This window comes from Teichococcus oryzae (assembly GCF_008386565.1).
GTDB classification, from domain to species: Bacteria; Pseudomonadota; Alphaproteobacteria; order Acetobacterales; family Acetobacteraceae; genus Pseudoroseomonas; species Pseudoroseomonas oryzae.
Genome location: NZ_VUKA01000010.1, coordinates 22264 through 47439, shown reverse-complemented (window position 1 = coordinate 47439; position 25176 = coordinate 22264). Strand labels below are relative to the sequence as shown.

Below are 25176 nucleotides of genomic sequence, written 5' to 3'. Positions count from 1 at the left end.
AGCCTGGCAGCGGTTTCGAGGATTGCCAACACTTTTGTGGTGGAAAAGGCAGCCGCAGCAAGGCACGATGTCATGCCGGCGTTCATGAGGGCTTGATGCAGAAGAGATTGCTGACAAAAGTTCCGGAGGCGACGGGGAGCGCTCTTGCCAATTGTGTTGAAGCCGAGTTGGAAGCCATGATCACCCGGGGAGAGCTCGCTCCGGGCGAACATATCAACGAGCTTGCACTGGCACGGCGGCTCGGGGTCAGCCGGGGGCCGGTCCGTGAGGCCGCGCGGACCTTGGAACGCATGGGACTTGTCACCGTTATCCTCAACCGAGGCGCCTTTGTCCGTGAATTGCAACTGGATGAGGCGCTGGCCATCTACGATCTCAACGCGCTGCTGATCGGCTATGCCGCCGGCCGCCTTGCCGCCACCATCACCGCGGCCCAGGCCCTGGAATTGCAGGCCTATGTCGGCGAGATGGAGGCGGCCGCGCGCGCTGAACGGAAAGACCAGTTCTTCGACCTCAATGTCCGCTTCCACAAGCGGCAGCTCGCATTGGCGGGCAACGCCCCGGCGGAGGCGGTCTATCTGGATCATACGCGAAAGCTGCTCCTGCTCCGGAGGCGTTCGTTCGACGACACGCCGAACATGGTCGATGCGAATGCCGAGCATCGGGCCTTGATGGATGCGATCCTGTCCGGCGATGTGGAGCATGCGCGGCAACTGGGCGAGCGGCATGCCAGAGCAGGCCGTGCCAGGCTTCTGGCATCCATCGCCTATACCAATAACTGAAGGCGCTGACTGTGCCGCCATAGGGAGGAAGCTGCGATATGTCCGTTGTGGAAACCGAGCGTCATGGGCAGGTGCTGGTGGTGCGGATGAACCGCCCTGAGCGGCTGAACGCGCTCAATCACGAACTGCGCACGGAACTGGCGCGCACCTGGACAGAGTTCCGCCACGACGATTCGCTGGAGGTTGCCATCCTCACCGGCACCGGCCGGGCCTTTTGTGCCGGCGAGGACATGAAGGAATCCCTCGCGGAAAAGAATCCCGGCGGGCGGCGCGCCGCGATCGAGGACCCCTTCAATGCGGGAACGCTGGAGAAGCCGGTCATTGCCGCTGTGAACGGCTTTGCCATGGGCGGCGGCTTCATGCTTGTCGAACGGACCGACCTGCGCGTCGCCGCAACCACCGCCGTTTTCGAAGTGTCCGAGGCCAAGCGCTGGCTTCTCGGCGGCTACAATCATGGGCAGATCGCCAATCTGGCCTTTCCGGTTGCCATGGAAATGGCGCTCGGCTTCCGCTTCACCGCGGAACGCTTCTTCCAGCTCGGCTTCGTCAACCGCCTCGTGGAACCGGAGGGCGTCCTGGACAGCGCGCTGGAAATGGCGCGCCACTTGCTGACACTACCGCCGGCCTCGCGCGTGAACACCATTCACATGATGCGGTGCATGCGTCCGCGGGTCGAACCGGTTCAGCAGCGCCTTGCGGATGCACTGCATGAGCACGGCGCCAAGAGCGATCTGCTGGAAAGCCGCGCAGCCTTCGCCGAGAAGCGGGCGCCCAACTTCAAGGGCTGGGACGACCCTCAGGACCGCTACCGCCTGCCGCAGATGGAAGAAGGCTGATCTCCATCCGTGCGAAGGGCCTTCTATGCGCTTGATCCTGAAGCAGGCCTGTCGATATTCGCCAAGCTGGCGATCCATCATGACGTGACTAGGAGTCGGTATGAATATGAGGCTTACCAGGCGCGCCTGCGCGGCGATGCTGCCTTTGCTGGCGTTTCCTCAACTGGGTTCGGCGCAGAGCGCTTATCCGGCGCGCAGTGTCACGCTGGTGGAAGGATTTGTTCCTGGCGGCGGCAGCGACATCGTCGCACGGCTTCTTGCCTCCCGGCTGAGGGATGATTTCGGCCAGCCGGTGGTGGTGGAGAACAAGCCGGGCGCCAGTGGCACGATTGCTGCCCAGGGCGTTATCCGGGCCGCCGCCGATGGCTACACCATGATGATCGCGTCGCCGAGCACTTTGGTTGTTGTTCCGAAGGCAACCGCGAACCCGCCCTATGATTCGTTGCGGGATATGACACCCATCCTGCAAGTGGCCAGTGTGCCGCAAGTGGTGGTCGTGCCGGCCAAGTCGCCTTTCCGCACCCTGGGCGAACTGATCACCTACGCACGCGCCAACCCCGGCAAATTGAACTACGCCTCCTCCGGCATCGGTGCCGCGCAGCATCTGGCTGCGGAACTTCTGTCGCGCGCGGCCGGCGTCAAGATGACCCATGTTCCGTACAGGGGAAGCGGCCAGGCGATGACTGACCTGATCGCCGGCCAGGTCGACCTCAATGTCGATACCCTTCCAAGCAATCTTCCTCACATCAAGTCGGGTGCCATGCGTGCCCTGGCGGTGACGACACCGGAGCGCGTGGAATGGTTGCCTGATGTTCCTACTGTGGCCGAATCCGGCTTTCCTGGATTCGAAAGGACGCTCTGGTACATGATCGTGGCGCCTGCTGGCCTGCCGGCGCCCATCGTCGAACGCTGGGTCTCAGCCTTGAACAAGGCATTGGCGCATCCGGAAACCCGTCAGCGCCTCAGGGAAGCTGGATTCATGCTGGGGGGCGGAACGGCCGGAGACGCGGCGGCCCTGCTGAACCGCGAAACGGAAGCAACCGTCAAGCTGCTGCGCGAAGCCAATATCCGCATGGAATAGCTTGGATAAGCTTCCAGCGGAGCCTGGGCTCGCCCACCGGGGCACCTGCATTTTCAAAGTGCCTCCATTCGACGGATGCGGGGCGGAGTTGGGGAAAGATGATTCGCTGATTTCCGCCCTGCTTTCGTAAGTCTGGCCTTGTTTGTCCGCTTGCGGAGGCAAGGATGGCTTCGTGTCCGGATCGCGATCCGAGAACACTGCTGATTCGCATTGTTTGTGTTGAACACAGCGTTGAAAGCATGTTGGCGCGACACTGGGCAGATCGCGTTGGCGCCGTGAATCGGCGTTGACGGCTGTTCCACAGGGCCATACCGTTTCGGTGGTGCTTGTTTGACAATCGATCCGGAGATTCGCATGCAGGATTTCTTCAGCCTCAGTGCCAGCGATCTCCGGCGTCAATTGGCAAGCCGTGCGGCTTCCCCGCGCGAGGTGCTGAGCGCGTTCAGGTCCCGCATAGAACAACTCAATCCCCACCTCAACGCGTTCGTGGAGATGTGCTGGGACCGGGCGGAGCGCGAGGCCGTCGCAGCCGAGGCTGTGCAGATGCGGGGGGGCGACCTGCCTCCACTTTTCGGCCTGCCCGTGGCCGTCAAGGAATCAACGAATGTCGAGGGGCTGCACACGACCCTCGGCAGCCGGCTTTTCGCTGACCGGATCGCAACGGAGGATGCCCCCACCGTTGCGGCGATCCGGGCCGCCGGCGGCATCATCATCGGCAAGACGAACGTGCCGGAACTGTTGCAGGGCGGCACCTCACAGAACACGCTCTATGGGCTGACGCGCAACGCCTATGATCCCTCCCTGTCCTGCCTCGGCTCCTCCGGCGGATCGGCGGTTGCGCTTTCCGCCTCCATGGTGCCGCTTGCAACAGGGTCTGATATGGGCGGCAGCATCCGCGGCCCATCGGCGGGCAATGGAACGGCTGGCCTTCGGCCCAGCCCGGGTCTGGTCGCATATCCGAGCCTGCCACTTGCCTTCGATGTTTCCTCCGTGGTCGGCCCAATGGCGCGATCGACCGAGGATGTCATGCTGCTGCTGGCCGGGATGATCTGCTCCAGCCCCTTCGATCCTTTCGACTGGAACCCGGACATCTCCCCCCTCCTGACGCCCGTTCCGCTGGAAGCCAGGAAACTGCGGGTGGCCGTCTCGCCTGACCTGGGCTGCATCCAGGTCGATGGCGGCATCCGCGGCCGGTTCGAGGAGGTGATCGCCGCCATCACGCCGGAAGTCAGCCGGATCGAATGGGTCACGCCCGATCTGGGGCCCATCAATCATGCCTTCTACATGCTGCGCACCTTGGCTTATCTGGTAGCCTATGGCGAGGTTCATGCAAGCGCACCCGAGCGGCTGACCGCCGCGAAGAATGTGGATCTTCGGCGCGGCTTCGCAGCCTCGGCTCGCATGATCGCGGAGGCGCAGCGTGTCCAGACCCAGGCCTTCCGCGCGCTGGCCGGCTTCATGCAAGGCTTCGATGTGCTGATCACGCCCGGAGCATCCGAACCTTTGCCGTCCTTGGAGGAAGTGAATCGCCGTGAAGCGGCACTGAAGGCCGACAATGCCCGGTTCGCGCCGGATGAATATGATTTCGACAGGATGCCGAAGCCGAGCATCAACACGCCGATCACCTGGACTGCGCATCCGGTGGCAACCATCACGGCCGGCCTCGGCCACGACGGCCTGCCCTTCGGGATCAATCTGATCGGCCGCTACCGGGATGACATCCGGCTGCTTCGGATCGCCCTCGCCCTGGAGCAGGTGCTGAACGGATTGGAAGAGTTTGGCCGCCCCGTGCCGGACCTGTCCCGCTATCTGGCGGAGCGCCGGGCATGATCGGGCGCCGGCCTCTTTTCGCCGCCGCTGCTGCCACGCTCGTCGCCCCCAGCATCCGGGCACAGGCGGCCAAGGTTCTGCGCTTCGTTCCGCGCAACGATCTGGACATCACCGATCCCGTCTGGACCTCCACCTACGTCACGCGCAATCACGGCTACCTTGTCTATGACACGCTTTACGGACTGGACGAGCATCTCCGGCCACATCCGCAGATGGTGGAAGGGCATGTCGTGGAGGAGGGTGGCAAGCTCTGGAACCTGACCCTGCGCGAAGGCCTGCGCTTCCATGACGGCGAGCCGGTCCTGGCCCGGGACTGCGTTGCCTCGATCCGTCGCTGGGGTGCCCGGGACCCGCTCGGCTCGACCTTGATGGACGTGACCGCCGAGCTGAGCGCACCATCGGACCGCGTGATCCGCTTCCGCCTGCGCAAGCCCTTCCCGATGCTGCCCGAAGCCCTTGGCAAGGCGGCATCCCACATGCCCTGCATCATGCCGGAGCGCCTGGCCCAGACCTCCCCCAACACGCCGGTGCGGGAGGTGATCGGCAGCGGCCCCTTCATGTTCGCCGCGGAGGAGCGCGTCCCCGGCGCAAGGAACATCTACAAGCGCTTCGCGGATTATCGCCCGCGGCCCGGCGGCACGCCCAGCTTCACCGCCGGTCCCAAGATCGTCAAGGTCGACAGGGTGGAGTGGACCACGATGCCGGATGCAGGCACCGCGGCCAGCGCCCTGCTTTCGGGTGAGGTCGATTGGTTCGAGCGCCCTTCCGGCGATCTTCTCGACCTGATGCGGCGGAACCGGGATGTTGTGATCGAGGTCAGCGATCCCACCGGACAGATCAGCATCATGCGGCTGAACCACCTGCATCCGCCCTTCGACAATGCCGCGATCCGGCGCATCGTGCTGAATTCGGTGGTCCAGTCCGACTTCATGCGGACCATGATGGGCGATGATACCAGCCTGTGGCGCGACGGCATCGGCTTCTTCGCGCCTGGCCCGATGGCGAGCGACGCCGGAATGGACAGCATCACCGGAGCCCGGGACATCGACCGGTCGCGCCGTGACCTGCTGGCCGCCGGCTACGCCAACGAGCCTGTCGTGGTTATCCAGAACGCCGCATCCGCGGCAAGCGGCGTTGCGGAAGTTGGGGTGGATCTCCTGAAGCGCATCGGCTTCAATGTGCAGCCGATGCTCATGGACAACGCCGCCATGAACCAGCGCCGGGTGAAGCGTGAGCCCCCGACGCAGGGTGGCTGGAGCGCGTTCTTCACCTCCTTTGGCGGGCTTGATCAGATGAGCCCGGCCGGCCACCTCGTGTTGCGCGGCCATGGCGACCAAGCCTTTGCCGGCTGGCCCCGGAGCCCGAGGATCGAGGCGCTGCGGGACGCCTGGTTCGATGCGCCGGACGAAGCGACCCAGAAGGCGCTGTGTGCTGACATGCAGCGCCAGGCCATGCTGGACGTTCCTTATATCCCTCTGGGTCAGTCCCTGGACCCTACCGCCTACCGGCGGAACGTGACTGGAATTCCAAGGGGCTTTTGCTTGTTCTGGAATCTTGACAAGACCTGATCCCCTTCCTGCCGGTGGATCGGCTCCGGAGCGGCAGCTTGGAGTGGAGGTCCAGGCTGCTCCGGCGTTCCTGAATGTTCTGGCTGGTTGATGGTGATTTCTTCTGGCGCGTGCCGCTGCGGTCCACCGGCTCCGTGAGCAATGCCCTGGCTTGCAAGCGGCTCAGAAGGATAGGCGATAAAGGAGACGTGCCGGGAGGCGCTTCGGGTCTGCCGGGAGTATCCCTTGATCATGAAGGGGCGCATGGCGCACCCGCCATCTTACCCGCGTTGCGTGGATCCTGCCGGCGCCTCCACGCAGCGCCGGGCCGCCCTGGCATCGCGTGCCGGAGGCAGGCCGAACATCCGGCTATATTCCCGGGCAAATTGCGGAGCGCTCTCATAGCCCACCGCGAAGGCCGCGCCGCTGGGCGAGTGGCCCTCCGCCATCATGAGCCTGCGGGCCTCGATGAGGCACAGCTGTTTCTGGAAATGCAGCGGCGAGAATGAGGTGACGCTTCGGAAATGCTGGTGGAAGCAGGACAGGCTCATCCCTGCGGTTGCCGCCAGGCTTTCGACCCGCAGGGGTTCGGCGAAACGGGCGCGCAGCATCGCCACGGCGCGGGATACCTGCTGGACATGCCCTCCCGGCCAGCCTAGCTGGCGGATCGCCGCTCCATGGCGTCCCGCGAGGAACCAGAAATGCAGCTCGCGCGTCAAGGAAGCCTACAGCGCCGCCGGCCGGCTGAGCAATTGCATCAGGCTGGTCGCCGCCTCGGTGACTTCGATCCCGGTTGGGTCCACCTGCACCGCAGCGCTTTCCGCCATGGTTGGCTTCTCTATCTGCATGCCGGATTCGGCGATGATACCGGGACCGAGCTCAACCATCAGTAAGAGGTAAAGCTCGGCCGTGCCGGCCCAGGTGACCTGGCTTATGGTGGGCACATCGGCGGTGATCAGCAGCGAGTCACCGGCGCCAAAAGCGAGATCCCGCCGGCCCGTGGCGACGCGCTTGCCGCCCTGCACCATCAGGCAGGCCAGAGGGCATGAGATATCATGCAGCAGCTCGCTGGGTGCTGTCGCGTAGATGGTGGTCAGCCCGGGAACGCCGCAGCGGGCGATGCCGTGGCCATCGGCATGCACCTCGCCATGGCGGCTGATGATGGTGGCCGCATCGTCAACCTGGCCTCCGGACTGACACGGGCGTCGGCTCCGGGCTGGGCATCCTGTTCGGCGGTGAAGGGCGCTGTGGAAGTGCTTTCGGCCTACATGGCCAGAGAACTGGGGGCATGGCATCACGGTGAACACGGTGGCCCCTGGCGCGATCGAAACCAACGTCTTCGGCGGTGCGGTGCGCGACATACCCGAGGTCAGCAGGTTCTTTGCCGAGATGACGGCGCGTGGCCGCGTGAGCGTCGCCGATGATATCGGTCCGATGATCGCCAGCCTGCTCGAGCCGGACAATCGCTGGGTCACCGCGCAGCGTATCAAGGCATCGGGCGGCCATGGAGTCTGACCACCCCCAAGCTGCGGGCCCGCCGCTGCCCTGACAAGGGCGCCCAAGGCCAGGAAGTTTTGCATGCGCGGCCAAAGGATCTTCGACCCCCCTGCCGTGGCGCCGGCGCGCGGCCTCCTCCCTCGCCGGGAACATCGGCAGGATCTCCCGCCCTTCCGGCGGCGCTGCTACCCTCCTCGCAAGCAATCCGGAGGGACAACGTTGAAGCACCATCTGACCATCCTCGCCTTCGCCCTTGGCATCACCGCGGCGCAGGCCCAGGCACCTGCCTCCGCCCCGCCCTTACAGGTGCGCGAGATCGGCAGCATGCATGTTGGCGGGCAGGTCCGGGCCCTGGATGGCATGCCGATGCGCGAAATGGTCCCCTCCCCGGGTGCGCCTCCCATCCGGATGGATCCCAATGGGGAGTTCATGGTGGAGGGGATGTACGCGCAATATGTGAAGCTGGCGGAGCCGCGCGCCCGCTATCCCCTGCTGCTGTGGCATGGCGGCGGCCTGACCGGTGTGACCTGGGAAACAACGCCCGATGGCAGGCCTGGCTGGCAGATGTACTTCCTGCGCCAGGGCCACGACGTTTATGTCAGCGACGCGGTTGAGCGCGGCCGGGCCGGCTGGGCCCGCTTCCCCGAGATCTTCGCCGGGGAGCCGGTGTTCCGCACCATGGGAGAGGGCTGGGGCCTGTTTCGTGTGGGTCCGCAGGAAGGCTGGAACGCCGATCCGGCCCGCCGCCGGGCATTTCCGGAAACGCTTTTTCCGGTTGCCGCCTGGAATGATTTCACGCGGCAATCGGTGCCGCGCTGGCCGACCACCGACCGCCAGATCCAGGCGGCTTACAACGAATACGTCCGGAAGGTCTGCCCCTGCGTCATCATCGTGCACAGCCAGGGCGGCAACTTCGCTTTCAACGCCGCCCTGGCTGCGCCCGACAAGGTGCGCGCGATCATCGCGATCGAACCTTCGGGAACACCTGCCGCGGCGACGGACGCATCGCCCCTGCGGAACGTGCCGCATCTGGTTGTGTGGGGCGACTACTTCGCCGAATCGCCTTTCTGGCAAAGGATCCGGGGCAATGTGGAGCGCTGGGTGGGCTCCATCCGGGAAGCAGGCGGAACGGCCGACATCATGGATCTTCCGGCGGAGGGCGTGCGCGGCAACAGCCATATGCTGATGATGGACCGCAACAGCGATGAGGTCGCCAGCCGCATCCAGGCCTGGATGGAGCGCCAGGGCTTGATGCGCTGAACCGCATCGAAGCCGCGATCCGCCCCCGCCATCAACAAGCGGAAGGTTGATGGCGGCAAAAATGGACCACATCCGCGCTGAGGGACCATGTGGTCAGCAGCACAAGCTTAAGCTCATGCTTTCAGGAAGCTTTTCCATGACAGGTAGCCGCCAATATAGTTTCGTATTCGAAAGAATCATCAAGAAGTTCTGATTTGAACTGGTAGGCTGGCTACGTGCTCATGGGTCAGGAGTTTGGGGTCACAAGCGATGGCATTCAGCAGGGTTCCTGGATCGTCCCTTGAACAGGCCAAGCAACGCGTCCGAATCGGTGAAGGCTTTATCGCCCGCCAGACAGCCGTGATCCGAAGCCTGGTCGAGGAAGGCCATCAACGCGAGGCATGGGTGGCTTCCCGGGTTCTCGGCACGCTCCGCAATGACCTCGCGGCGGCCCATGACGACCTGCTCATCGAGCAATGGATACAGGATCTCGATTCATAAGGATCGGCCTGATCATTGCACCCTGGCATGGCGATATTTAGCCATCTCAAACATCTTCACCCGATCAGGTGGCTTCGCCTGATCGGGTGAAGATTCCTAGAAACAACAGACTATAGCGCTGGACGTGAGCCAGTGCGAAGGGAGAAATCTCCAGGGCCATCATACGCGCCTCAGCGGTCCGCCTGCCTATATAAGGCCTTCAATACCCGACCATTGTGTCGGGGCGAAACACCACCGCAGCTTGGGCTGCTCGCCTCTCCTCCAGCCTCTGGCTGCGGCGATTGTCGGCCTTGAGGAGTTTTGCCGGACGACGGCAACAAGCCGGCCCTTTCAGTCAGCCAGTCCCTCCAACATCCCGGCCATAGCAGCCCTGGCCACAACTCCGCCGCTGGTGAAATTGGCGAAGATCAACGCGCAAGAGCGCGTTGATCCGCACTGACACCCAATCTCCACTAGCGTAAAGGGTAGAAACTTAAAATATTCGTGAGAGCAGGGTACCGCCGCTCATTTCAGAGGAACGCCCCAAAGGCTGTGCCTTGAATAGAGGCCGCAAAATTTAGAGACATTCCTCGATGAATGCGCCACTTCTGCATTTCGGGTTTCTTTAGTTCTCTGCCGCCCTAAGAAACGGCATCGCTGACTACTCTACATTCTGCTGAACGAGGTCAAGAAGTATTACGATATTTCTGCTTTTCGCGACGATATGGCGGCATCTGCACCGGATGGCGTCATTGTCCACGATCAGCGCCAAGCCTTTCGCCACATCGCGGACGACACATGCCCTGCACCAGATAGGCAACAATGGCGGCCACGTCTTCGTCCTGCGCGCATTGCGGCAGTTCCCGGGCCTGACCACGATCCACGATATCGGCCTGTTCTATCTTTATGAACTGGAGCAGCCGGGAATGGACGCCATGCTGGCGGAAATGGCGCACTCCGCCCCGCTGCTGGCACCCCGCTTCGGGCAGCATTGGAAGCGCCTGGGGATAAAGACGAAGGCCAACTACGCGCTGTTCGACATGCAACGCGAGTTGCTGGCCCGCTCATCGGGCGTTGTAGTGCATTCGCTTTTCGCCAAGGCCAAATTGGCTGCCATCTATGGCGAGGCCGCAACCCGCCACGTTTCCGTCATTCCCCACTTTGCCCCCCCCCCGGTCGAGATGGCGGGCCAGCAGCAGGCGAGGGAATGGCTTGGCCTTCCGCAAGACAGCTTCATTGTCACCACTTCGGGCTTCGCAACCAATGCCAAGCGCTTCGACTGGCTGATGCAGGGACTGAAACAGGTCCTGGCGCAAGGCATCGAGCTGCGGTGGATTCATGCCGGGGAGGAGCGGGCGGAAGAATACAATCTTTCCGCGGAGCTTGAGCGATTTCCCCTGCTCCGGCAAAGAGCCGAGATCACCGGCTATGTCGATGAGGCGACGCTCAACGCGCATGTCTCCGCCTGCGACGTTCTGGTCAATCTCCGCTTCCCCTCGGTGGGCGAAAGCTCGGGATCGCTGGCCCGCGCTTTCTCCGCCGGCCGTTGCTGCCTTGTCACCGACACCGCCTCCTACCGCGAATTGCCGCGCGAGGCGGTGGTGCACCTGCCATTGATGTCGCCCGTGCCGTCGCTGGTGGCGGCGCTGGTGGCGCTTTACCGCGATCCGGCGCTGTTGCGCGCGATCGGCGAGAACGCCCGCCGCTTCGCCGAGACCACCCTTTCCCTGGAAACCGTGGGACGGCAATACCGCGACGCCATCGAAGCCGCCGCAGAGATCCCGCTGGAACGCCCTGGCCTGCAACCCCAGCCTCGCCGCGCAGCCCGGCCGCCCTGCCTGACGCTGAACGGCAGCGGAGTGACCGACCGGGGTGAAGTCGCGAGGCTGCTGCGAAAGCAGCAGGGCCGGTGCCAGGTGTTGCTGAAGTTCAAGGACATGCACGACCTCGCCCGCGCCAGCCGCGAGCAAGCACCGCTTCTAGGCAATCTCCTTCCGGAGCATGTTCGGCTCGTTGACACGCGGATCCTTTCCGGCTCGGCGCCGGACGGAAGGGGCGAGGCCCTTCTTCCGCCCGAAGCCGCTGGCGCCTGCGGCATCCTGCTCCATCTCGACATCGCGGGAGAGGCCGCATGAGCGCTGTGCTCGAACGGCCCCGTCAGGGCAGCTTCGCGCTGCAGGCCAACCGTGTCGCGGCATCCTGGCTGAAGCAGGCTTTCGGCGCCTTCGCGCTGCTGGACCTTTCCTTTCCCTGTTCCGCCCTGGCCGCGGCGCTGCCCGGCAATCTCATCGGCATCGCCGATACAGGGACGCTGCCCCGCGCCGAAGCCGGATTTCTGCAACGTTTCCGCGCCGCCGGCGGGCATATGCCGCTGTTCGGCCTTTCCACGGTTCATGAGGTGCCGACCGACAATGCCTGGCACCGGCCGGACATGACGCGCATCGTCTACACAGAGGCACAGCCGGAGCCGGCCCTGCTGCGGCATCTTCTGTCCGACAGGGCCATGCCATGGTTCCTGCTGCTCGCCCGGGAGGAAATGAACGAAACGGAGGCTGCGCTGCAGGCGGCGGGATACGCGGCCGCCGAATTGCACATCACGGCTGGCCAGGAGACGGAGCTCTACCGGCTCCTGCTGCCCCTCGCGGCTCTCGCCGGCGCCATGTCGGCCCTGGGCAGCGCCGGGCGCGAGCTCGGCCTTGGCGTGGCGATGGAAGAAGGAAAGGTTCCCTCGATCCGGATCGAGGCCGCGCCCGCGGAAAAGCGGCCGCAGCAGCCATTGCTGGCGGCGATCCCCGCGGCGGACCTGATGCATGACGGCGGCTACAGGAGCGAGGCGGACGGGACCTATACCTGGCTCTGGAGCGGACCGGAACGGCACCTGCGCATGGCGCTCGGCAGCCTGCCGCCGCTCAGCCGCTGGCTGAAGGTCGCCATCATCGGCGTGCCGAAGGCGGCGCTCCTCGACAACATGGCGGCCTCCCTGAACGGCGCCCGGGCGCCGCTGCGGCTGGAGCGGTGGTCCTCGACCAGCGCCGGCGTCATCGTGGACCTGCCACCGGCCCTCGGCACCGACCTGGTTCTCGGCCTTTCCGTCCCGCAGACGGTGAAGGAAGACCAGGGCGAGCGGCGCCTTGGCTTCTGCGTCCACAAGATCGAGGTTTTCTCCTGATGGCGGCGCCCCGCATCCTTATCGTCTCGCCGATCCCGTCCCATCCCGCCGACCAGGGCAATTCCGCCCGGATCCAGGCTTTCGGCCACCAGCTCAAGCAGCGCGGGGCGCTGGTTGATTTCTTCTATTACGGCATGGAAGGCCTGTCGGGCGATCAGCGGGTGGCGATGACGGGCTTCTGGAACCGCTTCCATTTCATGCCATCCCTGGCGCTGGCCCGGCCGAGCTTCGCCGAATGCTGGGGGGTGGATGATTGGTGCCCGGCCGAGTTGGTGGACGCCGTGCAGAAGGTCTGGCGCGAAGGGCGACACGACGCCGTCATCGTGAACTATGTCTGGATGTCGCGCGTGCTGACCGGCATCGACGGCGCGCTGCGCATCCTCGACACGCATGACCTGTTCGGCGACCGGCACCTGATCTCGCGCCAGACCGGGCTGGAGCCGCGCTGGTTCTTCACGTCGCAGGCGGAGGAGGACCGCGGCTTCGGCCGGGCCGACATCGTCATCGGCATCCAGGACGAGGAAGCGGCGGCGATCCGCAGGCGCTTCCCGGGCGAGGTGCTGACCGTCGGCCATGCCATGGAGCCACGCTTCCTGACGGAGGAACTTCCGGCGGACCCGCCGCTGATGTTCGGCTATCTTGGCAGCACCAATCCCTGGAATGTCCGCTCCATCGCGGCGATGGATGCGCAGCTTGAGGAAGCGGACCTGGAATGGGCCATCGCAGGCACGATCCTGCGCCGCAATCCCGTGCTCCGATCCAATCCGGTGCGGCTTGGCGTCCTGCCGACGGTTGATCAATTCTATCGGCAGGTACGCTGCGTGCTGAACCCGATGCTGGGAGGCACGGGGCTGAAGATCAAGACCGTGGAGGCACTGGCCTATGGCCGCGCCACCATCGGCACACGCGACGCCTTTGTGGGCCTGCCGACGCGGCACCCCGCCCATGGCCTGGAAGGCGTGGCGGAGATGACAAGCTTCATGCGCGACTACCGGCGCTCCCTCGCGCTGCGCCAGGAACTGCTGGAAGCCTCGCTCGGGCTCTACCTCGATTACCTGGCCAAGGTCGGCGATGAGTATGACCGGCTTGTGCAGAGCGCGGGCCTGCCCAGGGCCTTCCCCAATGCCGCAGCGAAGGTGGCCTGACCGCCTCCCGCACCTTTTCTTCCCATGCTTGTAGTGATTGGATCCATGACCAACAGCAGCGAGACTGAACCTCCCTTCCAACTCGAGGGCAGCCTCTTCCAGCAGCTGACCCTACGTTGCGTCAGGGATTGCCAGGTGGATGACGTGGTCTCTGCCTACATCCTTGGTATCCAGATTGGTCAGCTCACGCTGCAGGGCGGTTTCCGTGCCGGCGAACTGGTTTCCATTCCCGTCAGCTACCTTCCCATGGTCGACCTGCCCGCGACGATCCGCCTTGGCAGCACCAGGGGCAGCGTGCGCGAGGGGGATGGCCTGGTGCTGAAAACGCCCGACGCTGCCGAGCAGCTTGTCGGCCCTGGCGAGGTGAAGGTCGAGCAGTTCGACTTCAATCAGGGCATGTTGCGCGGCTTCGCCATCAACCGGATCAATGGCCTGCGCAGCCCGGTGATGTTTGTGCGCATCAACGGCCTGTTCACACGGCAGGTCGCCGTGGACCGCCCGAGGCTGCTGGATGAGGGCGGATGCTCGTTCAGCTTCGCGGTGCAACTGTACCTGACGGATTTCGGCAGCAGCGGCTTCCATGCCGACCTGTACGTCGTGGGCCAGGAGGCTCCGGTCGCCAGCTTCCAGTATGTTCGTGCCGAAAGCGGCGCATTGACGCGGCAGATGCTGGAGCTGGAAGGTAAGCTGGCGCAGGTCCAGCAAATGGCCAGCCTGCAGATCGCCAACCTTGGCGCGGATTTCCGCCAGCAGGTGGCGGCCCAGCAGCAGCGCGTCGATGCCTTCATCGACTACGCCTCGTGTCTGTTGTTCGATCAGGTCGCGAGCGACGCCATCCTGGGCGCCGGCGAACCCGTCCTTGAGCCTGATCCGGAGATGAGCAGAAAGATCGCGGATTTCCGGGCATTGATCGCCTCTGCGACGCAGGAGGCCGATGCGGCGGTGCCGGAGGCGGGCGGCGGCAACGCACCGCGTGGGCTGCGCCTGAGCGTCCGCTCCAACCGCCTGAATTTTGGCTGGTATGACGCGGAAACGGATGCCCATGGCGATTTCCGCTGGATGGGCCAGAGCGGCATGGTGTTGAATCCGGCGCCCAACCGTCCCCTCCACGGATTCACGATCCAGTTGCGGCATCTTTTCAAGGCCGACAAGCCGATGCTGCGGCTTTTCCTGGATTCCCGGGAAGTGGAGGCCGTCATCGTTCCGGGCAGCGCCCCGAATGTCGCCTGCGTCACGGCGACCTTGCCGCCGGATGAACTGCCGCGCGAAGGCTTCCAGACCTTGCGTATCGACAGCTTCATCGCGGGCCGTCCCGCCGATGAGGAGAATGGCGGCGCGGATCAGCGCCTCCTTTCCATTGCCGTCAGCGAGATTGTCTTCAACTATGCCAGCGGCGAGGATGCCGTTCAGACCATCGTGGACTGACCGGGACCTCAGCCGCCGGAATGCGCCAGCCACGGCATGGGCACCGGAATGTCTCATGCCGTGGAAAGGACGTTCTCAGGGTCCGGCCCGCCCGTCACTCCTGGGCGGGCGGTCCATCTCCTTCGCTGGACCATGGCGGCGCCGGGCCGCGGCAGCGGCTGGCAGGCTTTCTTTCCCGGTGTAGGCTTCAGTTTACCGTGGCACCGGAGATTCGTACCAGTTCCTTCACCCGCGGCAGTTCGCCGGCATAGAAGGTCGCGAACTCCTCCGGCGTGCTGCCGACCGGCTGGTAGCCGAACTGCTCCATCTGCGTCCGCACCTCAGGCCGGCGCATCGCCGCCGCGACCTCCTCCGAAATACGCCGGATGGCAGGCGCGGGGGTGCCCGCCGGGGCAAACAAGCCGAGCCAGCTGTTGAACTGGTAGCCCGGCAGGCTTTCGGCGATGGCCGGCATGTCGGGCAGGCGGGGCGAGCGGTCCTGCCGCGTAACACCGAGGCCCCGCACCTGCCCCGCCTGCAATTGCTGCAACACCTCCGCCGTCGGCGAGAACATGACGTCGATCTGCCCGCTGATCAGATCGGTCATGGCCGGTGCGCCGCCGCGATAGGAAACATGGGTGAAGCGGACATCCGCCTTCTGTTCAAACAGCACGGCCGCGAAATGCTGGGAGCTGCCAGCGCCGGCGATGCCGCAATTCAACGCGCCGGGCTTTGCCTTGGCCAGCGCCACCAGTTCCGCCACGCTCCTGGCTGGCACCGAGGGATGCACGGCGAGCAGGCAGGCGCTCAGCGAGATCAGCGTGACGGGCGCGAAGTCGCGCACCACATCGAAGGGCAGGTCATTGTACAAGGCAGCATTGGTCGCATGCGAGCCAAGCGAGGCAACGACCAGTGTATGCCCGTCCGGCGCGCTGCGCGCGACATGCTCGGTCGCGAGATTACCGGCGGCGCCGGTGCGGTTCTCGACCACCACCGGCTGGCCCAGCCCGGCGGTGATCCCCTGCGCCACCACCCGCGCGGCGGTATCGGTGCTGCCGCCCGGGGCGAAGCCAACAATCAGGCGGACGGGTCGGTCAGGCTTCCATTCTGCGGCGGCCTGCGCTTGGCCCGGCACTGTGGCCGCCAGGCCTGCGGGAAGAGCGGCGAGGAGCGAGAGGCAGTGACGGCGCTGCATCGGAGCCTCCCTCAATCCTGCGCGCGGAAGCGGCGGATATTCTCGGCCGCGCCCTGGATCAGGGTGCGCATGTCGCTGCCGCAGGTCACGAAATCCCAGCCCTGGCCCGCCATGCGGCGTGCGTGGTCCGGCGTCAGGTTGTGCAGGGCGGCGATCTTTCCGGCGGCCTGGGCCTTCTGCCGGACCCCGGCGATGGCGGCGATGGCGCGCTCATCCTCTGATTCCGAATCCGGATCGCCGAACAAGGAAAGACCCAGATCCGCCGGCCCGACGTAAATCCCGTCCAGGCCCTCCACTGCCAGGATCTCGTCCAGGTTGTCGAGCGCCCGGCGCGTCTCGATCATCGCCAGAACCAGGATCGTCTCATTCGCCGACGCCCAGTAGCCAGGCCCGTGCACCAGGCTGGCCCGCACCGGGCCGAAGCTGCGTTCGCCCAGCGGCGCGTAGCGGCAGGCGGCGACCAGGCGGCGTGCTTCCTCGGCCGTGTTGACCATCGGGCAGATGATGCCCATGGCGCCGGCATCCAGCAGCTTCATGATCTGTCCCGGCTCGTTCCAGGCAGGACGGGCCAGCGGCAGGGTCTTGTCGGTGCCGATGGCCTGCAGCATCTGGATCGCGCATTGCAGGTCGATCAGCCCGTGCTGGAGGTCGATCGTGAGGGTGTCCCATCCCGCATGGGCCATGACCTCGGCGGTGACGCCGGATGGAATGCTCAGCCAGCCATTGAGCACGGCGCGCCCTTCGGACCGGCGGCGCCGGATGATGTCGTTCATCGGTTTTCCTCCCGCGGACCTGTTGGCGGCCGCTGATTAAAGGTTTAATCAACCAATGCATCGGGTCCGCCCGGTGTCAAGCCGCAAAGCGTGGGCTTTGCCTTTCGAGGAGGTTCGCACTGCCCAGGCCGCCCAGTCCACACGCAACCATCACCGATCTCGCGCGGCATTGCGGCCTGTCCGTCGCATCGGTCTCGAACGCGCTGGCCGGAACGGGACGCATCGGCGAGGAAACGCGGCAGCGTGTTCTCGAAGCCGCCGACCGGCTCGGCTACAGCGCGTCTCCCGCCGCGCGGGCGCTCCGGACCCGGCGGAGCTGGTCGATCGGGTTGATCATCCCCGACATCGCCAATCCGATGTTCGGCGAGATCGCGCGCGGCGCCTCCGACATGCTGGAGGACGCCGGATACCACCTGCTGGTGCTCAGTCACGATGCCCGGCCCGACCGGCAGGCCAGCCAGATCCGCAACCTGCTGCGGCAGCGTGTGGACGGCGTGATCCTGCAGCCCTTCTCCTCGCGGGATGATGCTGTCCCGCAGCTGACGGAAGCTGGGATGCCGATTGTTCTGCTCGCGCGGCGGCATCTGGAGCAGCCCTCGGATCACGTGACGATCGACCTGTGCACACCTCTGCTGGAGGGATTGACGCACCTGGCCGCGCTCGGTCATCGCCGGATCGCCATCACGCTGATGGGTGGCCGCCCCTCGACCAGCGCCGATGCGCGGTTCGAAACCTATTGCAGATTCATGCGGGACAGATTTGGCGAAGTGGATGAAGCGCTGATCGTCAGGCTGGAGCGCACGGAGCTGGAGTCGGGCCGCATGGCGACGCCCGCGCTTCTTGCCGCGCAACCCAGCGCGGTGATCGCTAGCAACGACCTGTTGGCACTTGGCATCCGTGAAGGGCTGCGCGATGCGGGGTTGCTGGTGCCGCGCGACCTGTCGCTTCTGGCACTGGATGACACCTTTCTTTCCGCCTTGCCCGGCATCGACCTGACCAGCCCGACCTTGCCCAAGCGGGAGATCGGGATGGCCGCGGCCCGGCTGATCCTGGAGCGCATCGCGGAACCGGACCGGCCTTTTGAGACCGTCACCCTTCCGGCGCGGCTCGTGGTGCGCCACTCGACCGCGGCACGGCCAGCGCTGCGGTAGAACCGCTGAAGCGGCTTTGGTCCAGCCAAACAACGGCGCGGCAGGGCCATGACGGGCACTGATCAGAAGCTGGCCGCCGTGAACGGCTTCCGCCCGTCTCGATCATCCCGCCGAGGTTCTACCTCGCCGTCACTCTCCAGACCGTGTTCGACAGGTCGTCGGCAACGATCAAGGCGCCGCGCGGATCTATTGTCACCCCGACCGGGCGTCCGCGCGTGTTGCCACTTCCGTCCAGGAAGCCGGACACGAAATCGACCGGGTCTCCCGCCGGACGCCCGTCGCGAAACGGAACGAAAACCACCTTGTAGCCGACCGGCACGTTGCGGTTCCAGCTGCCATGCTGGCCAACAAACACGCCTTCGGCGAAGTTCCCACCCATTGCCGGAACCGAGAAGGCCAGTCCAAGCGCCGCGACATGCGATCCCAGGCTGTAGTCGGGGCGAATGGCTGAGGCGACCTTTTGCGGATCCTGCGGTTGCGCGCGGGGATCGACGATCTGCCCCCAATAGCTGTAGGGCCAGCCGTAGAAGCCGCCCTCACGCACGGTGGTCAGATAGTCCGGAACAAGATTGGGCCCAATTTCATCCCGCTCGTTCACAACGGCCCAGAGCTGCTCCGTTCCCGGCTGGATCGCGAGCGCCGTGGGATTGCGGAGACCGGTGGCATAGGGCTTGTGCGCTCCCGTTTCCGCATCGACCCGCCATACCATGGCCCGGTCAACCTCGGCCTCCATGCCTCGTTCGGTGATGTTGCTGTTGGAGCCTATGCCGACATACAGGAACCGACCGTCAGGGCTGGCGGTCAGCGCCTTTGTCCAATGGTGGTTGATTGCCGACGGCAGGTCCGTGACCTTTGCCGGAGGCCCGGCTGCCTCGGTTTGTCCGTCGCGGTAATCGAAGCGCACCAGCGAATCCTGGTTGGCGACGTAAATCGCGCCATTGACGAAGGCGAGGCCATAGGGCGCGTTGAGATGATCGGCGAAGACGCCCTGCACTTCATAGGTTCCGTCGCCATCGCCGTCCCGCAGAAGCGTGAGGCGGTTTCCGCCCTCAACCGAGCTTTTTCCCAGGCCCTTGATATAGCTCGCGATGATGTCCTTGGGGCGGAGGGCCGGCGCGTTGCCGCCCGATCCCTCGGCAACCAGAATGTCGCCATTGGGCAACATCAGGGTCTGGCGCGGGATTTTGAGGTTCGTGGCGATGGCTTCGATCTTGTATCCTTGCGGCACCGTCGGGCGATCATTGCCCCAATTGGCCGGCTTGGGGATCGTCATGTCCGGCAAAAGACCGCGCTGCGGCTCGGCCAGGTCGGGGCTGGGCCCATATTGCGCCGGGTCAACCTCTCCGTCGCAGGCAGCCAGGGTGATCGCCAGGGCACCGGCCAGCAGGAACGGGCGCATCATCCAACCTTTCCGGTACGAAAGCCCGAATAGCCGATCCAGGCCGCGACAAGTGCCAGGAACGCCGATGCCGCCGACAGGTAAAGGCCTTCCGGCATTGTGGCCCATGCATCCTTCGCGTGGACAAAGGCATTGACGAGGCCCACCACCCACATCGCGAGCAGCACGGAGAAATAAACGATTGGCCGCTTCCTGGGTGCCATCTTGTTGCGAAACAAGTTGATCAGCGACCAGAGCAGCGTAAGCGCCCCAGCAAGCAGCCCCCCGGCGATGAGCCACGCCGAGAAATTGGCCCACTGGATCTGGAAGCTTGAAGAATAAGCGAGGTCGCTGAGCAGGGCGCCCAGGAACAAAGGAAACGGAAAGGCCAGAAGAATGGCGTGTAGAGGATGAATCGACCTTCGCGGACCGGGATCGGATCTCGCAGCCACAAAGTCCTCGTGCACGTCCGAGCCCATCCGCATGACTCGTATCCTGTAAAGATGTCGATGGCTCAATGCAGCAGCCAGTTGAGAAGTTGCGCGCGGGGCGCGGCAGCAGCTTTATGGGTCTCCCGGCCAGCAGGCCAGGGCCGTGTTTCGGGCCCATGAACTGCGATGTCGCTTCGAAGAATGCGGAAACCTTCGGCTGGAATGTCTGGCCCAGGCCGGCGCGACGATGACAGCGATCCGCCCTGCGGCCGAACGGGACAGGTGATCAGCGCGACCCGGCGCTGCCCGGAGGTGGTGTCATGATGCCGCGCTCCTGCAGCAGGGCAACCATGGCATGCAGATGCGCAACAATGGCGCGCAGAGCCGGTGTCATGCCCCGCGCAGGATTGAGCGCAATCATCAGCCGCGCGCGCAGCGGCGGCATGCCGAGGCCATGCAGGATGTAGCGCCTGTCCACCGCCTCTCGCGTCAGCGCGGCGCGGGGCAGCACGCTCCAGCCCATGCCGCGCTCAACAAGCGTGCGGATGGCGGCCAAGCTGTCCACCTCCAGCAGGCATGCCGGATCGGGCCGCGCCCCAGCCTGATGCAAGGCACGGCGAAGGCCATGCTGACGGTCCGGCAGGATCAGTTCAAGCCGCGCCAGGGCCGAAACCGGCACCGGGCCTTCTCCTGGCCCTTTTCCGGTCAGGTCGCGCGCCCGGCGCCGGCGGGCGAAAAGCAGCAGGTCATCCTCAGCCAGCAATTCCGCGATGATCGCCCGGCTGCGCCGGCTGTCATAAAGGATGGCGATGTCGAGCCGGCCTTCGGTCAGCCATTGATTTATGAAGCCGCTGAATCCATCGACGAGGCGGATATGCAGATGCGGGTAGCGTTGCCGCAACTCCCCGAAAATCGATTCCGCCAGATGCACGGACATGAAGGTGGGCACGCCGAGCACCACCTGGCCGCGCGGCACCGGGTCGTCCAGCACCGAGGCGAGGTTCGCCAGCCCCGCGAGCAGCGGGCGCGCAGCCTCGGCCAGGCGCTGGCCGTCCTCGGTCAGCCGGGCGCCGCGGCCATGGCGGTAGAGCAGCGGCCGGCCCACCTCCTGCTCCAGCAGCGCGATCTGCCGCGACAGGCTGGGCTGGGAAAGGCCGAGCGCCGCCGCCGCCCGGCCGAAGCCGCCATGCTCGGCGATCGACAGCAGGGAACGAAGCCGGGTGTGATCCATAGCCTGTAACTATAGCTGCTACTGCGAGCCGGCACAGGCCCGGCCGCGCTATCCATCCGGCATGGGAAACGCCAAGACCGCCGCCGAGATCCTCCTCGACACCCTGGCCGCGCGCGGGGCCGACCGCGCCTTCTGCGTGCCGGGGGAGTCCTACATCGCGCTGCTCGACGCGCTGCACGCGCACCCCTCGGTCGACCTCGTGACCTGCCGCCATGAGGGCGGCGCGGGCTTCATGGCGGTGGCCGACGCGAAGCTCACCGGCCGGCCCGGCATTGTGCTGGTTTCGCGGGGCCCCGGCGCCTGCAACGCCGCCATCGCGCTGCACACCGCCGAGCAGGACGCCGTGCCGCTGATCCTGCTGATCGGGCAGGTGGAGAAGCGCGACCTGCGCCGCCGCGCCTTCCAGGAGATCGACTACGGGGCGATGTTCGGCGGCATCGCCAAATGGGTGGGCGAGGCCACGCATCCGGACGAGGTGCCGGAGCTGGCCGCCCGCGCCTGGAACATGGCGACCCAGGGCGTGCCGGGGCCCGTGGTGCTGTCCCTGCCCGAGGACGTGCTGGCCGCGCCCTGCGCCGCGCCGGCCCTGCCGCCCACCCGCCTCGCCCCCGCCGCGCCGCCGGTCGGAACCGCCGCCGAACTGGCCGGCCTGCTGCGCCGCGCCGGGCGGCCGATCCTGCTGGCCGGGCACGGGCTGGACGTGCCGGGCGGGCGCGAGGCGCTGCTGGCCTTCGCCGAAGCCTGGCGGCTTCCCGTGGCGGTGTCCTTCCGCCGGCAGGACCTGTTCCCCAACGACCACCCGCTCTACGCGGGCGATCTCGGCCTGCGCAACCCGGACGCGCAGCGGGACGCCTTCGCCGAGGCCGATCTCGTGCTCGCCCTCGGCACGCGGCTGGCCGATATCACCACTCAAGGGTATAGCTGGCCGGCGCCGGGGCAGCGGCTGGTGCATGTCTGCGCCGATCCACGCTTCCTCGGCTGGCTGTTCCCGGCGGAGCTGGCCATCGCCGCCGACGCCCTCGCCGTGCTGGCTTCCCTCGCGCCCGAAGCGCCCGCCGCCCCACCCGGCCGCGACGCCTGGAACCGCCGCCTGCGCCAGCTCCAGGAGGCGGACAGCCGCGCCACGCCCGGGTGCTTCCCCGACGGGCTGCCCTTCCTGCGTGTCGCCCAGCTCATCGGCGAATGCGCGCCGGCGGACGCCATCGTCACGCTCGACGCCGGCACCTTTGCCGCGCCCTTCTACCGCAAGCTCCACTGGCGACCGCCGCAGCGCCTGCTGGCGCCGATCTCGGGCGCCATGGGCTTCGGCGTGCCGGCGGCGGTGGCCGCGGCGCTGCGCCACCCGGAGCGCGCTGTGATCTGCGCGGTTGGCGATGGCGGCGCGCTGATGACCGGCAACGAACTGGCCGTCGGCATGGCGCGCCGCCTGCCGATCAAGCTGCTGCTGTCCGACAATGGCAGCTACGCCTCCATCCGCATCCACCAGGAGCGGCAGCATCCGAGCCGCGTTTCCGGCACCACTCTCGCCAATCCTGATCTCGGCGCCTGGTGCGCTGCCTTCGGAGCTCCGCTGCTGCGGGTGGACACGGAGGCGGGGCTGCCGGCGCTGGAGGCGGCGCTGCGCGCACCGGGGCCGCTTGTTGCCGTCATCCGCACATCGCTGCAGGCGGTGCTGCCGCATGGCGCAAGGCGGCCCACGCTTGAAGCCGCGTCGGATTGAAGCCTCGCGACACGCATCGCCATGGCCCGCGGCGCTCGATATCTATGTCTGGCTGACATACAGGCTGCACCATCTCGACAAGCGGGCCCCGATCGGCTGACGGGACCTGCATCAGCAATTCGGCGGCAGTTACAAGAAGCTTTTCCAGTTCAAGCCGCGCTTCCTCGCCTCCCTCGCCGAGGCGGTGGCTGCTTATCCAGAGGCGCGGGTCGACGTGGAGGACACTCATACCGTGCTCCATCCCAGCCCTCCCCCGATCCGGAAAATCACCTGATCTCAAGGGCAGGATCAGGGGGTGTGAGGCTTTGCGATCACCTTGGAACCGGCCGATCCCAATGCTCTCGACCAGCGCTTGAAGCCTTCCTTTGCCGAAGGTCGCAGAGTGCGAAGAAGCCTGTTCCGCCCTCCCTTCACCGGCTTCTCGAACGTCACGCAAACAGGTGGCCCGAGCCTCCGAGGTGGAGCGTGAGGTCCAGCGCCGCTTTCCGAACCACCTCACGATGCGATGGATGGCTGCGGGACAGCGGCATGATGAGCGTCAGCGCGCCGAGCAGGTGGCCTGCCGCATCGAAGACCGGCGAGGACACGCCGGCGAGATCCGGCACCCGGTCGGCGCTCAGCACGGCGACCTTTTCGCGGCGGATCCGGTCATAGATATCGCCTTCTGCACCGCTGAAAGCCAGCAACACGCGGCCTCCTGACCCTTTCTCGAGGGGGAACAGGTCGCCCTCCCGGCCGTGGTCGCGCAATGGCTGCGGTGAATCGACACGGTAAAGGCAAAGTCGCTGGTCACCCTGCCGAACATGGAAGGCGGCGCTTTCGCGGGTTGCCTCGGCAAGCTGCCTCAACACCGGGATGACCGCCTCGCCGAGATTGAAGGATGCGGCGTGTACCGCCTGAAGGCGGCTGATTTCGCTGCCGAGCGCATAGCCATCCTCCCGGCGTTGCAGCAGGCCCGCATGGACCAGGGAGGCCAACAGGCGCAGGGCGGTGCTTTTGACCAGTCCTGCGCGTTCGGCGAGGACCGTCAAGGTCAGTGTTTTGTCTCCCTGGCGAAAAGCGCGGAGCAGCAGCAATGCTCGGTCAACAGCGGCAACGCCGCCATCGGCCGCGGCCTCGGACAATGGACGGGTCTTGTAGCGGGGCAAGAGGCGACCTCCCGGGTCAATTCCCGTTGACAAGCACAGTAGCAGTTGGTTCCATATAATAGAATAAAATTCTGCACAATAGAACTGCGAGGAACGATAGCGGATGGATGTTCTGGTGAGCGAGGTGGGGCCCCGGGATGGCCTGCAAAGCATCGGCCGGACCATGCCGACGCCCGCCAAGCAGCGATGGATCCGGACGCTGGCCGCTGCCGGGCTGCGGGAGATCGAGGTGGGCTCCTTTGTTCATCCGAAGCTGCTGCCGCAGATGGCCGATGCGGCCGACGTGGTGCGCGATGCACTCTCCATCGACGGCCTGACGGTGCTGGCGCTGGCGCCGAACATGAAAGGCGTCATGCGCGCGGTGGAGGCCGGAACGCCAAAGATCACCATGCCCGTCTCGGCCTCTCACGCGCACAGCCTGGCCAACATCCGCATGAGTTGTGACGAGGCGATTGCCGAGGTCGCCAAGGTTTGCGCCTGGCGCGACACCCTGCCCGTGGCGAAGCGGCCGCAGATCGAGATCGGCATTTCCACCGCCTTCGGCTGCACCATCCAGGGTGTGGTCGATGAGGGCTGGGTGTTCATCATGGCGGAGCGCCTGGCGCGCGCCGGAGCGGACAGCATCGGCTTGTCGGATGGTGTCGGCTACGCCAATCCCGCGCAGGTGAAGCGCATGTTCACTAGGCTCCGGGCAGAGCTCGGCGATCGCGCCGGCGGCGCGCATCTGCACAATACGCGCGGGCAGGGATTGGCGAATGTGGTCGCAGCGCTGGAAGCCGGCGTCAGGACCTTCGACTCATCCCAGGGCGGCATCGGTGGCTGCCCTTATTCGCCGGGGGCCACGGGCAACATCGTCACCGAGGATCTGGTCTGGATGCTGGAAGCGATGGGCCTTGATACCGGCATCGATCTGGACCGGCTGGCCCAGGCACGGCATGTGCTGGCAGAAGGCCTGCCGGGCGAGCCGCTCTACGGCCACCTGCCGGATGTGGGCGTGGAAAAAGGATTCCACTATGCCGCGCGCGGAGCCGCGGCGGAAGGCACCGGCAGGGCGCATCGCGGCGCGGTGTGCCAGCCGGCCGGAACGGAAGGCGCGCTGGCCAAGTAGGACGGCCAGCCAGGATACCGGCCAGCCATCCCGA

General features: G+C 65.7%; 23 protein-coding genes. 14 read left to right on the top strand and 9 right to left on the bottom strand.

Translation table 11 applies throughout. From position 1 onward, the window contains the following. Window positions 1-95: 95 nt before the first annotated feature. From F0Q34_RS16220 to F0Q34_RS16200, 5 genes are all read left to right on the top strand, one after another. Window positions 96-779, top strand: a complete 684-nt coding sequence (locus F0Q34_RS16220; RefSeq protein ID WP_149813289.1) for an FCD domain-containing protein — start codon at window positions 96-98, stop codon at window positions 777-779. Window positions 780-817: 38 nt separating this feature from the next. Then, window positions 818-1615, top strand: a complete 798-nt coding sequence (locus F0Q34_RS16215; RefSeq protein ID WP_149813288.1) for an enoyl-CoA hydratase/isomerase family protein — start codon at window positions 818-820, stop codon at window positions 1613-1615. 136 nt (window positions 1616-1751) lie between these two features. Beyond that, window positions 1752-2696 carry a Bug family tripartite tricarboxylate transporter substrate binding protein gene (locus F0Q34_RS16210; RefSeq protein ID WP_161600905.1) on the top strand — a complete coding sequence of 315 codons (945 nt, stop codon included), beginning with the start codon at window positions 1752-1754 and terminating at the stop codon, window positions 2694-2696. A gap of 354 nt (window positions 2697-3050) precedes the next feature. Then, window positions 3051-4526, top strand: a complete 1476-nt coding sequence (locus tag F0Q34_RS16205) for an amidase (protein WP_149813286.1) — start codon at window positions 3051-3053, stop codon at window positions 4524-4526. Continuing rightward, a complete protein-coding gene (locus F0Q34_RS16200) occupies window positions 4526-6094 on the top strand; it encodes an ABC transporter substrate-binding protein (protein WP_370751243.1) in 1569 nt (522 codons plus the stop codon). The genes F0Q34_RS16205 and F0Q34_RS16200 overlap by 1 nt, the downstream gene beginning before the upstream one ends. A 260-nt stretch (window positions 6095-6354) precedes the next feature. On the opposite strand, the gene F0Q34_RS22180 is transcribed toward F0Q34_RS16200, so the two are convergent. Beyond that, on the bottom strand, window positions 6355-6792 hold the full coding sequence (locus F0Q34_RS22180) for a helix-turn-helix domain-containing protein (protein WP_206668055.1): 438 nt from the start codon (window positions 6790-6792) through the stop codon (window positions 6355-6357). Window positions 6793-6798: 6 nt separating this feature from the next. After that, complete coding sequence (locus F0Q34_RS22175) at window positions 6799-7215, bottom strand: AraC family transcriptional regulator (RefSeq protein ID WP_206668054.1); 417 nt, start codon at window positions 7213-7215, stop codon at window positions 6799-6801. A gap of 157 nt (window positions 7216-7372) precedes the next feature. Here F0Q34_RS22175 and F0Q34_RS22660 point away from each other — a divergent pair, with 157 nt between their 5' ends. Together F0Q34_RS22660 and F0Q34_RS16185 are read left to right on the top strand one after the other, a co-directional pair. Then, window positions 7373-7588 carry an SDR family oxidoreductase gene (locus F0Q34_RS22660; RefSeq protein ID WP_370751242.1) on the top strand — a complete coding sequence of 72 codons (216 nt, stop codon included), beginning with the start codon at window positions 7373-7375 and terminating at the stop codon, window positions 7586-7588. Between the two features lie 201 nt (window positions 7589-7789). Further along, window positions 7790-8830, top strand: coding sequence for an alpha/beta hydrolase family protein (locus F0Q34_RS16185; protein ID WP_241665531.1), 1041 nt, complete (start codon window positions 7790-7792; stop codon window positions 8828-8830). 240 nt (window positions 8831-9070) lie between these two features. Here F0Q34_RS16185 and F0Q34_RS16180 read toward each other — a convergent pair whose 3' ends face one another. Then, on the bottom strand, window positions 9071-9286 hold the full coding sequence (locus F0Q34_RS16180) for a hypothetical protein (RefSeq protein ID WP_149813284.1): 216 nt from the start codon (window positions 9284-9286) through the stop codon (window positions 9071-9073). 755 nt (window positions 9287-10041) lie between these two features. On the opposite strand from F0Q34_RS16180, the gene F0Q34_RS16175 reads away from it, so the two are divergent. From F0Q34_RS16175 to F0Q34_RS16160, 4 genes are read left to right on the top strand one after another with little or no spacing between them, the layout of a single operon-like run. Further along, complete coding sequence (locus F0Q34_RS16175) at window positions 10042-11424, top strand: glycosyltransferase family 4 protein (protein WP_161600904.1); 1383 nt, start codon at window positions 10042-10044, stop codon at window positions 11422-11424. Next, window positions 11421-12458, top strand: a complete 1038-nt coding sequence (locus F0Q34_RS16170) for a hypothetical protein (RefSeq protein ID WP_149813282.1) — start codon at window positions 11421-11423, stop codon at window positions 12456-12458. Before F0Q34_RS16175 ends, F0Q34_RS16170 begins: the two co-directional genes overlap by 4 nt. Next, the gene (locus F0Q34_RS16165; RefSeq protein ID WP_149813281.1) at window positions 12458-13603 is read left to right on the top strand and encodes a glycosyltransferase family protein; all 1146 of its coding nucleotides are present in this window, start codon (window positions 12458-12460) and stop codon (window positions 13601-13603) included. Before F0Q34_RS16170 ends, F0Q34_RS16165 begins: the two co-directional genes overlap by 1 nt. 45 nt (window positions 13604-13648) lie before the next feature. Continuing rightward, the gene (locus tag F0Q34_RS16160) at window positions 13649-15028 is read left to right on the top strand and encodes a hypothetical protein (RefSeq protein WP_149813280.1); all 1380 of its coding nucleotides are present in this window, start codon (window positions 13649-13651) and stop codon (window positions 15026-15028) included. Window positions 15029-15215: 187 nt separating this feature from the next. Here F0Q34_RS16160 and F0Q34_RS16155 read toward each other — a convergent pair whose 3' ends face one another. Further along, complete coding sequence (locus F0Q34_RS16155) at window positions 15216-16202, bottom strand: Bug family tripartite tricarboxylate transporter substrate binding protein (RefSeq protein ID WP_149813279.1); 987 nt, start codon at window positions 16200-16202, stop codon at window positions 15216-15218. An 11-nt stretch (window positions 16203-16213) separates the two neighbouring features. Further along, window positions 16214-16975 carry an HpcH/HpaI aldolase family protein gene (locus F0Q34_RS16150; RefSeq protein WP_149813278.1) on the bottom strand — a complete coding sequence of 254 codons (762 nt, stop codon included), beginning with the start codon at window positions 16973-16975 and terminating at the stop codon, window positions 16214-16216. Between the two features lie 32 nt (window positions 16976-17007). On the opposite strand from F0Q34_RS16150, the gene F0Q34_RS16140 reads away from it, so the two are divergent. Next, window positions 17008-18126: a LacI family DNA-binding transcriptional regulator gene (locus F0Q34_RS16140; protein ID WP_306419395.1), complete on the top strand. Its 1119-nt coding sequence runs from the start codon at window positions 17008-17010 to the stop codon at window positions 18124-18126. Between the two features lie 118 nt (window positions 18127-18244). Here the strand turns inward: F0Q34_RS16140 and F0Q34_RS16135 are convergent, their stop codons facing one another. The 3 genes from F0Q34_RS16135 to F0Q34_RS16125 all read right to left on the bottom strand — a co-directional run bounded on the left by F0Q34_RS16135 (window position 18245) and on the right by F0Q34_RS16125 (window position 21166). Beyond that, on the bottom strand, window positions 18245-19528 hold the full coding sequence (locus tag F0Q34_RS16135) for a PQQ-dependent sugar dehydrogenase (RefSeq protein ID WP_206668053.1): 1284 nt from the start codon (window positions 19526-19528) through the stop codon (window positions 18245-18247). Next, complete coding sequence (locus F0Q34_RS16130; protein WP_241665530.1) at window positions 19525-19989, bottom strand: DUF2231 domain-containing protein; 465 nt, start codon at window positions 19987-19989, stop codon at window positions 19525-19527. Before F0Q34_RS16130 ends, F0Q34_RS16135 begins: the two co-directional genes overlap by 4 nt. Before the next feature lie 232 nt (window positions 19990-20221). Next, window positions 20222-21166: a LysR family transcriptional regulator gene (locus F0Q34_RS16125; protein ID WP_149813276.1), complete on the bottom strand. Its 945-nt coding sequence runs from the start codon at window positions 21164-21166 to the stop codon at window positions 20222-20224. Between the two features lie 61 nt (window positions 21167-21227). Between F0Q34_RS16125 and F0Q34_RS16120 the strand changes: the two genes are divergently transcribed. Then, window positions 21228-22886 carry a thiamine pyrophosphate-binding protein gene (locus F0Q34_RS16120; protein WP_149813275.1) on the top strand — a complete coding sequence of 553 codons (1659 nt, stop codon included), beginning with the start codon at window positions 21228-21230 and terminating at the stop codon, window positions 22884-22886. Between the two features lie 428 nt (window positions 22887-23314). Here F0Q34_RS16120 and F0Q34_RS16110 read toward each other — a convergent pair whose 3' ends face one another. Beyond that, window positions 23315-24034, bottom strand: coding sequence for an IclR family transcriptional regulator (locus F0Q34_RS16110; protein WP_149813273.1), 720 nt, complete (start codon window positions 24032-24034; stop codon window positions 23315-23317). 103 nt (window positions 24035-24137) lie between these two features. Between F0Q34_RS16110 and F0Q34_RS16105 the strand changes: the two genes are divergently transcribed. Continuing rightward, on the top strand, window positions 24138-25142 hold the full coding sequence (locus F0Q34_RS16105) for a hydroxymethylglutaryl-CoA lyase (RefSeq protein WP_149813272.1): 1005 nt from the start codon (window positions 24138-24140) through the stop codon (window positions 25140-25142). The last annotated feature ends 34 nt before the right edge of the window (window positions 25143-25176 follow it).